At 45.9% G+C, this 14,947-nt stretch carries 17 protein-coding genes; 13 read left to right on the forward strand and 4 right to left on the reverse strand.

Annotation, left to right across the window (positions count from 1 at the left end; all coding sequences use genetic code 11):
* The first annotated feature begins 41 nt into the window (after positions 1 to 41).
* From MiSe_RS17265 to MiSe_RS17285, 5 genes are all read left to right on the forward strand, one after another.
* Positions 42 to 1,568, forward strand: coding sequence for a UbiD family decarboxylase (locus MiSe_RS17265; RefSeq protein ID WP_226582523.1), 1,527 nt, complete (start codon positions 42 to 44; stop codon positions 1,566 to 1,568).
* A gap of 469 nt (positions 1,569 to 2,037) precedes the next feature.
* On the forward strand, positions 2,038 to 2,823 hold the full coding sequence (locus MiSe_RS17270; protein WP_226582526.1) for a DUF4058 family protein: 786 nt from the start codon (positions 2,038 to 2,040) through the stop codon (positions 2,821 to 2,823).
* A gap of 233 nt (positions 2,824 to 3,056) precedes the next feature.
* Positions 3,057 to 3,611, forward strand: coding sequence for a hypothetical protein (locus MiSe_RS17275; protein ID WP_226582529.1), 555 nt, complete (start codon positions 3,057 to 3,059; stop codon positions 3,609 to 3,611).
* Positions 3,612 to 4,177: 566 nt separating this feature from the next.
* Positions 4,178 to 4,576 (forward strand): DUF6232 family protein, encoded by a 399-nt coding sequence (locus MiSe_RS17280; protein WP_226582531.1) that lies wholly within the window; start codon positions 4,178 to 4,180, stop codon positions 4,574 to 4,576.
* A 233-nt stretch (positions 4,577 to 4,809) separates the two neighbouring features.
* Entirely contained in the window at positions 4,810 to 5,220 is a 411-nt protein-coding gene (locus MiSe_RS17285; RefSeq protein WP_226582534.1) for a DUF6232 family protein, read from the forward strand.
* Here the strand turns inward: MiSe_RS17285 and MiSe_RS51000 are convergent.
* From MiSe_RS51000 to MiSe_RS51005, 3 genes are all read right to left on the reverse strand, one after another.
* Complete coding sequence (locus MiSe_RS51000) at positions 5,206 to 5,337, reverse strand: hypothetical protein (RefSeq protein ID WP_264196545.1); 132 nt, start codon at positions 5,335 to 5,337, stop codon at positions 5,206 to 5,208. The two genes, MiSe_RS17285 and MiSe_RS51000, sit on opposite strands and share 15 nt — an antisense overlap.
* 593 nt (positions 5,338 to 5,930) lie before the next feature.
* A complete protein-coding gene (locus tag MiSe_RS17290; protein ID WP_226582537.1) occupies positions 5,931 to 6,740 on the reverse strand; it encodes an SDR family NAD(P)-dependent oxidoreductase in 810 nt (269 codons plus the stop codon).
* Positions 6,741 to 7,134: 394 nt separating this feature from the next.
* Positions 7,135 to 7,257, reverse strand: coding sequence for a hypothetical protein (locus tag MiSe_RS51005; protein ID WP_264196546.1), 123 nt, complete (start codon positions 7,255 to 7,257; stop codon positions 7,135 to 7,137).
* A gap of 444 nt (positions 7,258 to 7,701) precedes the next feature.
* On the opposite strand from MiSe_RS51005, the gene cobM reads away from it, so the two are divergent.
* The 4 genes from cobM to MiSe_RS17310 all read left to right on the forward strand — a co-directional run bounded on the left by cobM (position 7,702) and on the right by MiSe_RS17310 (position 10,107).
* On the forward strand, positions 7,702 to 8,514 hold the full coding sequence (cobM, locus tag MiSe_RS17295; protein WP_226582540.1) for a precorrin-4 C(11)-methyltransferase: 813 nt from the start codon (positions 7,702 to 7,704) through the stop codon (positions 8,512 to 8,514).
* A 34-nt stretch (positions 8,515 to 8,548) separates the two neighbouring features.
* Positions 8,549 to 9,001, forward strand: a complete 453-nt coding sequence (locus tag MiSe_RS17300; protein WP_226582542.1) for a DUF29 domain-containing protein — start codon at positions 8,549 to 8,551, stop codon at positions 8,999 to 9,001.
* A gap of 75 nt (positions 9,002 to 9,076) precedes the next feature.
* Positions 9,077 to 9,559 (forward strand): flavin reductase family protein, encoded by a 483-nt coding sequence (locus MiSe_RS17305; RefSeq protein WP_226582610.1) that lies wholly within the window; start codon positions 9,077 to 9,079, stop codon positions 9,557 to 9,559.
* 194 nt (positions 9,560 to 9,753) lie between these two features.
* Positions 9,754 to 10,107, forward strand: a complete 354-nt coding sequence (locus tag MiSe_RS17310) for a phenylpyruvate tautomerase MIF-related protein (protein WP_226582544.1) — start codon at positions 9,754 to 9,756, stop codon at positions 10,105 to 10,107.
* A gap of 530 nt (positions 10,108 to 10,637) precedes the next feature.
* Here MiSe_RS17310 and MiSe_RS17315 read toward each other — a convergent pair.
* Positions 10,638 to 10,850: a helix-turn-helix domain-containing protein gene (locus tag MiSe_RS17315; RefSeq protein WP_226582546.1), complete on the reverse strand. Its 213-nt coding sequence runs from the start codon at positions 10,848 to 10,850 to the stop codon at positions 10,638 to 10,640.
* A gap of 133 nt (positions 10,851 to 10,983) precedes the next feature.
* On the opposite strand from MiSe_RS17315, the gene MiSe_RS17320 reads away from it, so the two are divergent.
* The 4 genes from MiSe_RS17320 to MiSe_RS17335 all read left to right on the forward strand — a co-directional run bounded on the left by MiSe_RS17320 (position 10,984) and on the right by MiSe_RS17335 (position 14,945).
* Complete coding sequence (locus tag MiSe_RS17320; RefSeq protein ID WP_226582547.1) at positions 10,984 to 11,217, forward strand: hypothetical protein; 234 nt, start codon at positions 10,984 to 10,986, stop codon at positions 11,215 to 11,217.
* A 136-nt stretch (positions 11,218 to 11,353) separates the two neighbouring features.
* The gene (locus tag MiSe_RS17325; protein ID WP_226582549.1) at positions 11,354 to 11,986 is read left to right on the forward strand and encodes a DUF3859 domain-containing protein; all 633 of its coding nucleotides are present in this window, start codon (positions 11,354 to 11,356) and stop codon (positions 11,984 to 11,986) included.
* Positions 11,983 to 13,644: an asparagine synthetase B family protein gene (locus tag MiSe_RS17330; RefSeq protein WP_226582551.1), complete on the forward strand. Its 1,662-nt coding sequence runs from the start codon at positions 11,983 to 11,985 to the stop codon at positions 13,642 to 13,644. The genes MiSe_RS17325 and MiSe_RS17330 overlap by 4 nt, the downstream gene beginning before the upstream one ends.
* The gene (locus MiSe_RS17335) at positions 13,632 to 14,945 is read left to right on the forward strand and encodes a diaminopimelate decarboxylase family protein (protein ID WP_226582552.1); all 1,314 of its coding nucleotides are present in this window, start codon (positions 13,632 to 13,634) and stop codon (positions 14,943 to 14,945) included. Before MiSe_RS17330 ends, MiSe_RS17335 begins: the two co-directional genes overlap by 13 nt.
* Positions 14,946 to 14,947 lie beyond the last annotated feature (2 nt).

Genomic DNA, 14,947 nt, shown 5'->3' on the forward strand with positions numbered 1-14,947 from the left:
GTCCATAATAAAAGGAAGTTTAACCTTTACATATCTTAATCATGGCTAGAGACCTGCGGGGATTCATCAAACTACTGGAAGAAAAAGGGCAATTGCGGCGAATTAGTGCCTTAGTTGACCCAGATTTAGAAATTGCGGAGATTTCCAACCGGATGCTGCAACAAGGCGGCCCTGGGTTAATCTTTGAAAATGTCAAAGGGTCGCCTTATCCTGTAGCGGTGAACCTGCTGGGAACGGTGGAACGCATTTGCTGGGCGATGAACATGCAGCACCCCCAGGAGTTAGAGGAATTGGGGAAAAAACTGGCAATGCTGCAACAACCCAAACCACCCAAAAAGATATCCCAGGCGGTCGAGTTTGGCAAGGTGCTGTTTGACGTGCTGAAAGCAAAACCGGGGCGAGACTTTTTCCCCGCGTGTCAGCAAGTGGTAATTGAGGGAGATGACCTGGATTTAAACAAAATTCCGATGATTCGCCCCTATCCAGGGGATGCAGGCCAGATTATCACCCTGGGATTGGTAATTACCAAAGATTGCGAAACCGGCGTCCCGAATGTGGGGGTATATCGGTTGCAACTGCAATCGCCCAGTACGATGACGGTGCATTGGTTATCCGTCAGAGGTGGGGCGAGGCATTTACGGAAAGCGGCGCAACAGGGTAAGAAATTGGAAATTGCGATCGCTCTCGGCGTCGATCCTCTAATTATCATGGCAGCTGCTACCCCCATCCCCGTAGACTTATCGGAATGGCTGTTTGCAGGGCTTTACGGCGGTTCCGGCGTGCAACTCGCGAAATGCAAAACAGTCGATTTAGAAGTCCCAGCGGACTCGGAAATGGTCTTAGAAGGGACGATTACACCAGGGGAGGTATTGCCCGATGGGCCGTTTGGCGATCATATGGGATATTACGGCGGCAAGGAAGATTCGCCCCTGATTCGCTTCCACTGCATGACCCAGCGAAAAGATCCAATTTATTTAACCACCTTTAGCGGGCGTCCGCCCAAAGAAGAAGCGATGATGGCGATCGCTCTCAATCGCATTTACACCCCCATCCTACGGCAACAAGTCTCGGAAATCGTCGATTTCTTCCTGCCAATGGAAGCTTTAAGTTACAAAGCTGCCATTATTTCCATTGACAAAGCATATCCCGGACAAGCACGCCGCGCCGCCCTGGCATTTTGGAGTGCCTTACCCCAATTTACCTACACTAAATTTGTCATTGTCGTCGATAAAAACATTAACATTCGCGATCCGCGTCAAGTCGTATGGGCAATTAGTTCCAAAGTTGACCCGGTGCGGGATGTTTTTATTCTGCCCAATACACCATTTGATAGTTTAGACTTCGCCAGCGAAAAAATTGGTTTAGGCGGACGCATGGGGATTGACGCGACAACTAAAATCCCCCCCGAAACCGAACACGAATGGGGCGCACCTTTGGAATCAGATCCAGATGTAGCGGCGATGGTAGAACGCCGTTGGGCAGAATATGGGTTAGCAGATTTGCAGTTAGGAGAAGTCGATCCGAACTTATTCGGATATGATATGCCGAGGCACAAACCAAAAATTTGAAATCTAACAAAGAATAGACCTCTGGCAAAAATAACACCGGACGGGCAAGATGCCCATCCCACAAGAAAAAATCATATCAAATCCGGCTCGAAAACCCCTATAATCTTCTTCTTCTTGGCGTTCTTGGCTTCTTGGCGGTTCATTTAAAAAGGGGGTCATGGAAGCGCATTTGGTATCACTCTTGTGGGGTAGGCGTCTCGCCTGCCCAAGAAGTAGATAAAAAACTCTCTTTTCTGCCTCTGCATTCTCTGCGCCTGGAGCGGTTTTACTCCCTTCCCGGTAGAAGAAGATTATCTACTTCTTCCTTCTTCTTCCTTCTTCTTCCTTCTTCTTCCTTCGTGTCCTTCGCGTCTTCGTGGTTCAATAATACTAATTCTTCAGGCACCGAAACGAGCAATCATTCAAATGCAAACGGAAACGATATTATGGGCTAAGGTACGCCTTATACAATTGCTTTCGAGGTCAACCGATGCCTTCTCCGTTTTCCGGCATGGACCCGTATTTAGAAAATCCTGCATTATGGACGAAAGTTCATCAGCGTTTAATTGTAGCGCTAGCAGACGCTCTATCTCCACACTTGCGGCCTAAATATATAGTAGACATCGCAGAAAGAGTGTATCAAACAACAGAGGAAAACTCGTTACTTGTTGGTATTCCCGATGTCGCAGTAAAGCGTTCTCAAACTGTCAATAGCTCATCAACGGCAAATATAGCGCTCGCAACGCCTCCAGTCCAAGCAGCTACAGTAATAATTCCTCTGCCTGAAACGGTACGGGAGTGGTATTTAGAAGTGCGAGAAGTAGCGACGAGACAGGTAATAACGGCAATTGAAGTGCTTTCCCCTAAAAATAAGCGTTCAAAAGAAGGACGCAAAGCATATTTAAAGAAACGTCAGCGAGTGTTTGGGAATTTAACCCATTTAGTCGAAATTGACTTATTGCGTGCCGGGGAACCAATGCCAATTTTAGGCTCGCCCATCGAGAGCGATTATAGAATTTTGGTGAGTCGAAGCGAACGCCGTCCTCAAGCTGAATTATATGCCTTTAACCTGCAACATAGCATCCCATCATTTTTGTTACCGTTGCAAGAGGAAGATACGGAACCTGCGATAGACTTGCAAACCTTAATAAATGGCGTATATGACCGGGCTGCTTACGATTTAGTGATAGATTACACTCGCGAAGTAGCCCCACCCCTAGAGGAAGAAAATGCTGCTTGGGTGGATGCACTACTGCGAGAGAAAGGGTTACGGTAAGATAAACAGGACTTACGCACGACGAGAAAAGAAACCCGGTTTCTTCGTCGTTCGCGCCGCGTGCCGGAGGCATATCTCGAGTTTCCTCTCCCAACTATTTTTCGTATCACCTTAGTTTCTTTGCGTAAGTCCTGATAAAAAATTTTTTTCTGATACTTTCCGGATCTGAGCCAATTCTATAGGAAAAAGGCTATAAGCGATCGCGGCTCTTTCTAGATCGGCTCCAAAATGCGTTGCAGCTAATATCGCCCCAAACTTTAACAATATCAGTAGAGCGTTTTGTCTTTGCACAAAGCGCCAGATGCATTTTGCGAAGTTTGGGAACCCACATAGAGGAAAGGTATGCACCCCAAATGGCAGAAGAAGCACTTTACAACAACAAGAAGAACAAAATTCGCGTCACCCGCAGTTTGTTAGAAGCAAAAGGAGGTCGATATCCAATTCGCAACATTTATAAAATCAAACTGGACAAGAAAGGGGAAAAAGGAGGAATTTCTTACAACTCTGTCTTTGCCACTTTCCTAGCAATTTTAATTGCCTTTGGTATTAGCCAGCCCATTGTCGCCTTAATTGCGGTGCTGGCTTTTTTCTTTGCAGCAGTCGATCCATCAACTCAGCCTCAACCCATTTTCGATCTAAAGATTATCTTATCTCCCAATAACGAGGAACTTACCATCTCTCCCGAAGATGGTGACGACTTGAAAGCACTGCAAAAGGCGCTGGAAGACGCAATTGATAGTACCTACCATGCCAGAGATGTCAAGATAATCAGCGGTTCATTAAACTAGGAGGAAAGAGAAATCGTTAAGCCTAGAAACCCGGTTTTTCCAAAAAACCGGGTTTCTAAGTTTAGCTCGCTTCCCAGCGCCAGACTTGCCCCAGTGGCAAGTCGATCCGAATTTTTGCGGATATGCTATAACGTATTTGTACTGATTCTTAGGACTTCGCGTCGTGGCTTCAAGGCTAACTTTCCTTGATACTAAAACTTGTGGGTCGCTAAGGTACCAAGCGCTGATATGCCAAGGCTAAAAAACAGGGAAAGCCAAGCAGAGAAATAGAGGCAAGAGGCCGTTGATTTGGGTGCATCTAATTTGCTCAAAGTGTTAAGTAGATGTCGGTTCAGGTGGATTTGCCCATCTGTCCTGTCATTTATCTTCAGGGAAGCCGTAGCGCCGAACTGCATTTGTCATTTACCCCAGGCAATAAAGCTGTCAAAGTTTTATAAACTTCTGTGAAGAAATCGGAAATCACCGCAACTTCATCAGTAGACAAGAGTGTATTTCACCTTGCGTGAGATGCACCCTAAGCTATAGGGCTGTGGGGCTACTCGTACAAAAGGATAACGCACCCGCATATGCTATCTACCGCCGAAAAAGTACTTTACAACAAGAATAAGATTCGCATTACCAGAGCGCTGCTTGAGTATAAAGGAACCGCGTATCCAATTCGGAACATTTCCCAAGTCAGGGTGGACAAGAAAGAAGCTGATGACCAACCCTTGATCGGTTTCATCCTTCTTGCTTGTTTAGCGGCAGCAGCGGCTTTGTACTTCAATCTGCCAACGTTAATAGTACTGGGAGCGATACTGGTTTTACTTTGGGTTTTAAACCCAACTGAGGTAGAGCCTACCTACAAGTTAATCGTCACTACGAATCAAGGGGAAGTAATCACCCTCGAACCTAAAGATGGTGACGATATGAAGGAGATGAAAGGCGCGTTGGAACAAGCAATTGATATGTCTGATTATCGGTGATAGTAAGGGTGGGTTTTACCAGATATTTTAAGGGGTGGTAAAACCCGCCCCTACTGGGTAATCTGACAGAAACCTCACCCCCAACCCCTCTCCTAGGAGGAGAGGGGAGAAAATCGATAAAATTCACTCTTAGGATGGATATCTCAAGATTTAAGAATAGCTGATAATCATAACAGACCTACCCTAAGCAATAAGGCCGTGGGGCACGCCTAGAAAAATGGAAGGCACCCACTATGACAATATCATCGCCAGAAAAATTTTACGAAAACCAAGAAGAGCGCATTCGGATTACTAGGACTGTGCTGGAGTATCAAGGGACGGATTATCCCATTCGCCATATTGAGAAATGGAGCGGGAAGAAGGATTTCGAGTCTGGAAATTCGCCCCCTATCGATATCATCCCTGTAGGGGGTCTACTATTGCTCGTTACCTGGGTATTAGGGCAAACGACTTTAATATTGCCGGAGTTGGTATTGCTGGGAATTCTCCCTCTCCTGATGACAGCAAATGACGAGTCTGCTTACAAGCTGATCGTTACCACAGATAAAGGTGAGGAAATAACGCTGAAGGCTAGCAATAAGGATGAACTAAAAAAAATGAAATCAGCCCTAGAAAAAGCGATGAGTCATTTAAGAGAGGATTAGTAGCTTGCTGAGGAATTCATGGCAATTTTGGGCGATCGCACCCGATGCGATCGCCCAATTTTCGTAAGTTGCAGCCCTCGCCGTCCCCAATAATATAAATCGCCGCGCTAAACTCATCAGGACTCTAGCACGACGATCTGATCACCAAAGTTTCTTGCTGCGATCTCTGGTTGCCAAACCGACGATTTTTCAGAGAAACTTTGGTGTTTGCGTAAGTCCTGCTCATCACACCAACGCCCCTTAACCCGTTATTGCCATGTCCCCCGTCAAAGACTTAAATATCCTAGAAGAGACAGCAGAAGATATTAACGCAAGTTTCTAGTTATAAACTTTGGCGTTGCCAGCTGGCTAATTGCTAATTGCTAATATAGGATTTTTACCAATCTCGCCATTAGCCTCGTGACCAGGGCAGAGCCTAGTAACGCCATTAGCCGCTCCCAGAGAGATAACTAGCAACTTGAGTTATTTAGGTAACGCAAGTTGCTAGTTATAAACTTTGGCGTTGCTAATTGCTAATTGCTAATTGCTAATATAGGATTTTTACCAATCTCGCCATTAGCCATTAGCCATTAGCCGCTGTGAGAGAGATAATTAGCAACTTGAGTTATTTAGGTATCTGTGAAAACAAGTTACGCTTTTTTACCCCTGATGGGCATGAGACACGTTGTAAAGATATGGGGTGCGCGGATAGGTACCCGCACCCCATATCTCTATGCCTGACGCAATCGTCGGTATCGCTTAGGTTTATGCTGGGAAAGCGGAGCAGCAATTAATAAAATTCGCTCCAACAACCAAGGAGAAATCCGGTTGCACCACGCCGCTAAATGACTTTGCCATCCGACTAAAATTTCAGGGGATTCTTGCTTCAATCCCCCAATCAGTGCTTGAGCGACTTTTTGGGGAGTTGTTGGTACAACGAAGCGGAACCACTGCAATTCTCGCACCATGTCGGTATCGGTTAAAGATGGCAGCAAAGCAATGACTCGGATATTATGTTCCGCGAGTTCGCCGCGCAATGCTTGGGTAAATCCCAAAATGGCAAACTTAGTGGCTGAATAGGTAGCCATTGTCGGTGCTGCTACCTTGCCCATCAAGCTGGAAACGTTAACAATTGTACCTTCGCCTTGGGTTGCCATGCGTCGCGCTACCAAACGAGTCATGGCGTACATTCCCATTAAATTAATGGCGATTTCTTGCTGCACGTTTGGCAATCGAGATTTCAAGAAAGGTGCTTGGTGTGCAACGCCCGCACAATTTATCAGCAGATGAATCGGGCCGTAATCGCGCCACGCTTGTGCAATCGCAATATTCACCTCGACCAATTGCGTCAGATCCAATGGCAGGATTGCAACTTCCGCCCCCAGCGCCTCGATTTCGGTCGCTACTTCAGCTAATCGGGTTGCATCCCGTGCTACTAACAGCAGGCGTTTTACCCCTTGTTGGGCTAATTCTAGTGCGATCGCTCGCCCAATTCCACGGGAAGCTCCAGTAACTAGAGCCGTTTTTCCTTGAAAGTTCATAACTTAAACCCTCCAAATTTGAGGTATCATCGCGCCGCACTTTTGATGCCGAGTTGAAAGATGTCTCGCAGGCAGAAGTCTCGGCACGCTGCGAGACGAACGGCTATGTGCGATTCGCGTATCAAATGAAACTAAACTTCAGGACTTACGCACGCGGGGCGAGAAACCCGGTTTCTGACTCGATAATTCCTTGAAACCGGGTTTCTTTGCCTGGGTGCTGTAAACGCGGGGTGAGAAACCCGGTTTCTTCGTCCAAACCCAGGATAATTCCTTGAAACCGGGTTTCTTTGCCTGGGTCCTAAACTTGTACAAACAAGACATTTCTCAGAAATTGTGTGCTGAACTCTCTTTGCTGTAGATAAAACTTGAGAAACATCTTGTACGGTGAACGCGACTAGCCTAGAAACCGGGTTTCTATGAAAAAGGTTTGGGAACTAGAGATCGCAGCAAGAAACCCGGTTTCTTTGGCTAAGTCTTGTTGATTTAAGCTGGCACTACGCAAGCATTGGCGAGTCATGAACAGGTTGAAATCTTTTTACGCGCAGTTATACCAGCATTCAAGAACCTTTCAGGCAATTCTAGAATCCGTCAATTGTGAAGGGACAAGATTGAAACAAAGCATAAGTGACAAATCTCCCTGATACAAAATTGACCGGAAGCAAATCTACAGTCATACCTTAGCAACTAAATCAAGAAGCTGCAATATTTTTTCATAAATTTTCCCTGACAATGCCTCAATCCCGATTCGCGGCATCATTTCTTTCTCAAGGTTGTTGCTGTTGGGTGTGGGGCAATGCTAAGAGAAGGAGACTTTACAGAGGAGACTTCGCCTGGTATAAGAAAAAGCCCCAGAAGATATAATCCTCTAGGGCTTGACCAGGGTGCATCTACCATTCCTTATTACTGGGATAGTCGGTAAGATCCGGAAGGATTTAGGAAATTAGTTCAGTTTTTTAGATTTATGTCTAACGCTGCATCCCAGTTGGCAGACGCCAAAGCCTTACCTACTCTCGCACCGGCAGTATACATCGTGGGGGCGGGACCGGGCGATCCGGAATTGTTGACGGTGAAGGCGCAGAAAATTCTCGCCCAGGCGGATGCGATCTTATTCGCCGACTCCCTCGTACCAGAACAGATATTAGAGGGAGTGCGCCAGGATGCGGAGATTATCCCCACGGCGAATCAAACCCTGGAAGAGATTTTGCCGATCATGGTGGAAAGAGTGCGCCAACGCAAATCTGTCGTCCGCCTCCATTCCGGAGATCCGAGTCTGTACAGCGCTATCGGCGAACAAATCGCTGCTTTAGCACAAGCAGAAATTCCCTTTGAAGTCATACCGGGAATTAGCGCCTTTCAAGCAGCAGCGGCTAAACTCGGCGTCGAACTAACCGTACCGGGATTGGTGCAGACAATAATCCTCACTCGCATTAGCGGTCGCACGCAAGTCCCGGAAAAGGAAGAATTATCCTCTCTAGCAGCGCATCAGGCGAGTTTGTGCCTTTACCTGAGTGCGCGTCACGTCGAAGCAGCGCAAAATCAGCTAACGCAACATTATACCGCAGATACGCCCGTGGCGATTTGTTATCGCTTGGGTTGGCCTGATGAGAGAATTTTACTGGTTCCCTTGCATCAGATGGCAGCGGTGACGCGAGAAGAAAAGTTGATTCGCACAACGCTTTATGTTATCAGTCCGGCATTGGGGAAAGTCGAGAAGGCGCGATCGCGGCTATATCATCCAGAACACAGTCATCTATTTCGGCGAAAGAGTTATTAGGATCGTTGAATATATCGGGTCTGTGGAAACTGCTATGCCTTCCCTAAAAAGCGATCGCCAAACTCTATACGAGACAGATTACCTGAAATGGATACAAACCACCGCAGAAAAACTGCGAAGTCAGGACTATGGGAACGTAGACTGGGACAATTTAATAGAGGAAATCGAGGACATGGGGAGGAGCGAACGCAGAAGTTTAGAGAGCAATCTGATTGTAGTTCTGCTGCACTTGCTTAAATGGCAAAACATAAGCGATCGCAGAAGCGGTAGTTGGGAGGCAAGTATTATAGAGCATCGCAGACGAATCAAGAAGGCGATTCAAGAATCTCCTAGCCTCAGACCCTATCTCGAAAGTATCTTGACTGAATCTTACACAGAAGCGGTCAAGCAAGCAAAAGCTGAAACTGGGTTACCATTAGAGACATTTCCTACCGAGTGTCCTTATGAGTTGATAGCGGTGATGGATGATGAGTTTTTGCCCCAATAAGCGTTGCCGTTGTACCAACCAGCCGTGAGGATTGATAAACTTAGCGATGTAGAAAACAAATTAGGGGATAAACCCGTGTTAGACGAACAAGCGAAAAAGACTATCCTGCGGAAAATTCCCCACGGACTCTATGTCTGCGGCGTCAAAGATGGGGAAGAAGTTAACGGTTTCACCGCCAGTTGGATAATGCAGGCTTCCTTTACGCCGCCGTTGGTGGTAAATTGCGTTAAGCAAGATTCTAAATCCCACGCCATGATCAAAGCCAGTGGCGTGTTTGCTCTCAGCGTTTTAGAAGCGGGACAAAAAGATTTAGCCCAGAAATTTTTCAAGCCGCAACGCCGCAGCGGCGATAAGTTTGAGGATGTAGAATTCTATCTGGGAGAAGAAACCGGCTGTCCGATTATTAAAGATTCTCTGGGTTACGTAGAGTGTAAAGTAGTCAGTGCAGTAGAACATGGCGATCATACGGTTTACGTCGGCGAAGTAATTGGTGCTGGCGTCCATCGGGAAGGCGACGCTTTGTTACTCGAAAGCACCGGCTGGAATTACGGCGGCTAAGGGAAATTTCAGATTTGAGATTGTAGATTGCAGATTTCAGATTTGGAATAATTTAAGCGGCAATCCAATCAATCTAAAATCCCCTAAATCGGCAATCCAATCAATCTGAAATCTAAAATCTCACGCTCTGCAATCAGCTAAATCGGCAATCCAATCAATCTGAAATCTAAAATCTCACGCTCTGCAATCAGCTTATGCCTTTAATCAAAGTTCAAGCTTCTGTTTCTGCACCGGAAAAATCTGCGGTTGATCAGTTACTCAAAAGTCTTTCTTCCGCGTTAGCCAAGCATACAGGTAAACCGGAAGCTTACGTAATGACGGCGTTTGAGCCTGATGTGGCGATGACTTTTGCTGGGACAACCGATCCGGTTTGTTACATTGAAGTTAAAAGCGTTGGCAGTATGAGTCCATCGCAAACTGAGTCGATGAGTCAGGATTTCTGTGAGAAAATTAACTCAGCATTGGGCGTGCCTACAAATCGAATTTACATCGAGTTTAACGATGCTAAAGGTTCGATGTGGGGCTGGAATGGCTCGACTTTTGGTTAGGCGCTAGGACTTATACTCTTCGGCGGCCAGAAACCCGGTTTCTTTGCGTAAATTCGACTTATGCTTGGGCGACCCATCACCTTAGTTTCTTTGTAGATCTCTGGTTGCCAAATCAACGATTTTTGAGAGAAACAAAGGTGATTTGCGTAAGCGTCGGTCGGGGCGGGTTTATTTTAGTTATATCGTTGACCGTTGCATCGGAATTACGACCTGTAGGGGCTTTTCTTGCAATTAGCAATTAGCAATTACCAATTACCAAGAAAGGCCGATCATTCCGATGCCACCGGATTTGATATTATCTGTTGCTAGCAAAGATTATTGGTAAAACCCGCCCCTACACCCAGGAAAATATAGAAGGCGTTGATATATAGCAGTTTGTGATTTGGTGGAATACAGCGCTTGTGGCTTAGTTTGTGTAGCGGCACCCTTAAGGGTGCCGCTACACAAACTAAGCCAGGCGTAGCGGACTATTAACTTATGCAAAATAAAGTGTATTCTATCAAGTCGCAAACCGCTATAATATTGCATCCCTAATCTTCCAAAACTTCCACCAAATCTTCTAGCGTTACTTCAAAAGCACGGGCTATTTTGAAAACAGCGGAGAGATCGACCGTGTTCAAGGCATCGCGCTGAACGTAACTTTTAACGGTATTGTAATTTACTCCTGAGCGATCGGCAATTTCCTTGAGCGTCCAACCCTTTTGATCGGCTAACTCTCGAATCCGCAGCCTAACGTAGCCCATGTTTTGACTTGACCTTGGTGCATACGCACCGAAATCAATATGTACATTGAAAGCGATCGCCCTTCTAGCCTAGAGAACGAAAAGAGCGGACGCAATTCTTACCAGATCCCACAAACGTGGGAAGGATATTTCTATGATACCAAAATCAAAGCCCAAATTGAACGTTCATCCCTGGTGTATTGTGCGTCAATTGCCCAATATGCAGCGATTGGTTGTGGCTCGATTTTATCGTCGCAGCGATGCGGATGGTTACATTCAGGTGTTGCGGCGGTTGTTACCAGGCGTGAACCATGCAATTGTGTTCGATGTTACTGGGGTAGAGAAAGTCCAACATTCTCCCTCATCTGAATTAGAGCAACTGTTGTAGGGAATTTAGGCGATCGCTTTGATGATGATGTGGCATAAGAGCGATCGCTATTAGTTGTCTATTTCCAACCAAATCGTTAGTAGAAACTTAAGCTAGAGTGTAAGAGTAGCAGCTTTTTTGCTTTAACTTACTTATTATGAACGACCGACTGACGGAAGCTCAAATGGCACAAGTTGTTGCCGAAGTGGAACGGCTATCGCAGCGTCGGGAGGCAGAGTATAACCCGGAACAAGTCAAGCAAATTTTACAAGAATTAAATCTGCCGCCGGAGTTGTTGGAAGATGCGATGGTGCAGTTGCGTCGCCAAGAAGCTTTGGCAGAACAGAAACGGCGAAATCGCTGGATTATGGGGGGTGTGGTGGTAGCATTGATGGGCGCGATCGCTACCACTGCTGTGTACGTGCAGAATCAAAACCGGGTGGAAAATGCGATCGCTAATGTCTCTGCTGCCAATAGTTTAGTTACTCTAACGCAAAATGGGGGCAGCAGCGCCAATCAAATCACCCGTCAATCTAATCCCAGAGTTTACTACCGCGTCACGTTACAAAATGCCCCAATCGGGCAAAAATTATCTCTTGCTTGCGACTGGATCGATCCTAGCGGAAATATTGCCCATCAAAGTCGCTATCAAACTCGCCAAATTGATAAATCTGTTTGGCCTACTTATTGCTATCATCAGCTTAACTCTGGGTCAGCGGCAGGCACTTGGAAGGTGCAGATGTTGTTGGGAAATCGGACGGTTAGCACTAGCACCTTTAATGTTAAATGAAACCCTGTCATTTTATCGGTTATTGGGGTTACCAAAAGGATGGCAGTTGTGTTTGGGAAGTTAACCCGACAGAGGCAACACCGGAAAAGCTATCTGAAAATGGGATAATTGCGGCTATTTCAGCGGGTGGGTTTTCCGATTGCCCAGATGCTTGGGTTAAAGTAGAAAGCGATCGCTTAATTTTAGGCAGAGATCCTTTTGGTCGCGTTCCTTTATATTGGACGCAGGTAGAACAAGTAATCTGGTTTTCCTCCCAATTCCAGCAACTCTTGCCAATTATTAAATCTCCCCAAGTTAGCATCCCCGCTTTATACGGTTATTCCTGTTTTTCCTACATCCCAACTCCCCTATCTCCGGTTGAAAATATTTTCGCCATCCCCGCAGGAACGGAATTAATTTTCCAGGGAAAACCGTTAAAATATACCAGGCGACGGTTACAAGAATGGCGAGAAGCACCCGAATTAATTCGGGATGAAAATCTAGCCGTTTCCCAACTGCAAATTTTACTCAAAGATGCTATTTATCGACAAATTTCCGAATTGCCAGACTCACCTGTGGGGGTGTTTCTTTCTGGCGGGATTGATTCTTCAGTTGTTGCTGCTTTGTTGGTGCAAGCTGGGATTAAAGTACGTGCCTATGCTTTAGATTTTGGCAACGATGGTTATTCGGAATTGCCTTATGCCGAAATAGTTGCTCGATATTTAGATATTCCCTTAGTGAAAGTGGCGGCGACACCGAAGGAATTGAAGGGGGCGATCGCAGCTACTGCCCAAGCATTAGATATCCCGTTTGGCGATGGGGTTACTACTCCATTATACCTGTTAAATCGCGTTGCTAGTCAAGAAACAGCGGTAATTTTTAACGGGGAAAATGGCGATCAATTATTTGCCGGATGGACGAACAAACCGTTAATTGCTGGTGGAATTTACAATGGGGTTAAACCCATTGAAGACTTTAACCAACAATACTTGCGAACCTTTGGGAGACTTTACGGGTATGAAGCGGAAATTTTCAGCGATCGCATTTATAACGAAGTCCAGAATTTAAACCCTCAATCTTGGTTGGAAGACGCTTTAGATCCATCTTTTTGTCCGAGTTTCTTCCAGAGATTGCGCCGCGCTACTTTAATGTTAAAAGGCGCACAAAATATCCAACCAAGGGCGACCAATTTATCATTTGCTTGCGGACTTTGGGTGCGATCGCCGTTTTGTGACTTACCCCTCACCGAATGGACTTTTCAACTATCTGGAGAACTTTGCTTACAAGGCGCTTGTGAAAAATATATCTTAAAACGCGCCGTCGAATCTTGGTTACCACCGGAAATTGTCTGGCGAGAAAAACGCGGTATGGGAGTTCCCTTAAAGATTTGGTATTTTAATCAATTATGGTCAGAAATTGGTCAATGGTTAAATCCGGGAGTATTGCGCGACGAAGGACGCTGGCAACCTCACATCGCTGCAAATATCATCGCAGGTAAGCTGGGAGAAGGTTTACAAACTCGCTACATTGGCAACGTCATCTGGATGCTAATCATGTGGCAAGCATGGCGGAGATCGGTATTAGGAGAAAAAGCAAGTGGGCAATCTTTAGATCATCCTTTTTGGTTGCCACCGCAGGTATGGAAATATGGTAGGAGGTTTTTAGTATGGGAGAACTAATTAGTTTAGAAATAGCAGAGGAATTGCTGGAGAAATATGGATCGCCGCTGTATGTTTATGAGAGCGATCGCTTACATCAAACCATAGATCGAATTACCCAGTCTATTCCCTATCCCCGCACCCAATTTCACTTCGCCAGCGTCACCAATGGCAATATTGCCTTGATGCAGATTTTCCATGCTTGTGGGTGGAAACTTCACGCCAACACCCCCGGCGACATTTATTTAGGATTAAAAGCGGGATATTCCCCCGCTGAAATTGTCTACAGCGGCAGCAATTTAAATGCGGCGGAAATGCGCTTGTTACTAACTGGTGGCGTCAGGACTTTAAACTTAGATAGTTTATCGCAGTTGAGTTTATGTTGCGAGATTTATCAAGAACTAAGAACGTCGATTGCCGCCCCTAAATTAGGATTGAGATTAAATTTACCTGAAATTACCGGCGAAAGTCGCATCGGCGTGCATCCCGATGAATTTGAAGATGCGATCGCTATTGCTAATTCAGCCAAAATAAAACTTAGCGGATTGCATTTTTATCGCGGGACTGGTACGAATGCGACAGAAGCTTTTACCTCAGTAATTGAAACCGTCGTGGCGGCGGGGAAATTATTACCAGATTGGGAATATCTAGATTTTGGCGGTGGGTTTGGCTATCCTTACAATAAAAATATTGCGGGTTTTAACTGGTCAGAATTTGGGGCAGAGTTGACGCAGCAACTGCTGAAGATAGGGAAAGAAATTGAATTAATTATAGAACCGGGTCGGGCAGCGATCGCCGGATGCGCCACCTTACTTTCCCAAGTCGTTTCTGTGAAATGGCAGGGAGAAAAACAAATCGTCGGCGTCGATACTACTGTGGCTAATTTATCAGTACCATCCGTACATGGAGGTTATCGAGAAATTGTTGCTTGGAAACGGTTAAAATTAGAAGAGGGCGGGCAGGATGCCCACCCCACAAAACTATTGGAAGAGGGCGGGCAGGATGCCCACCCCACAAGAGGGCAATTACATCTAGAAAAGGGCGGGCAGGATGCCCACCCCACAAGAGTGGGATTGCATCCTACTGATGTTTGTGGAAATACAACTTATTCGAGAGATTATCTGGGGCGAAATTGCCAACTTCCCCGTTTACAAATGGGGGATATTATTGCAATATTAGATGTGGGGGCTTATGGATATGCGATGTCTTCCCATTTCTTGCATCGTCCTCGCCCTGCTGAGGTATTGTTAGAAAATGGCAAGCATAGATTGATTCGTCGGCGAGAAGATTACAGCATTTTATTGGAAAATCAAGTATTTTAGAG

This window comes from Microseira wollei NIES-4236, from assembly GCF_020521235.1.
GTDB lineage: Bacteria > Cyanobacteriota > Cyanobacteriia > Cyanobacteriales > Aerosakkonemataceae > Microseira > Microseira wollei.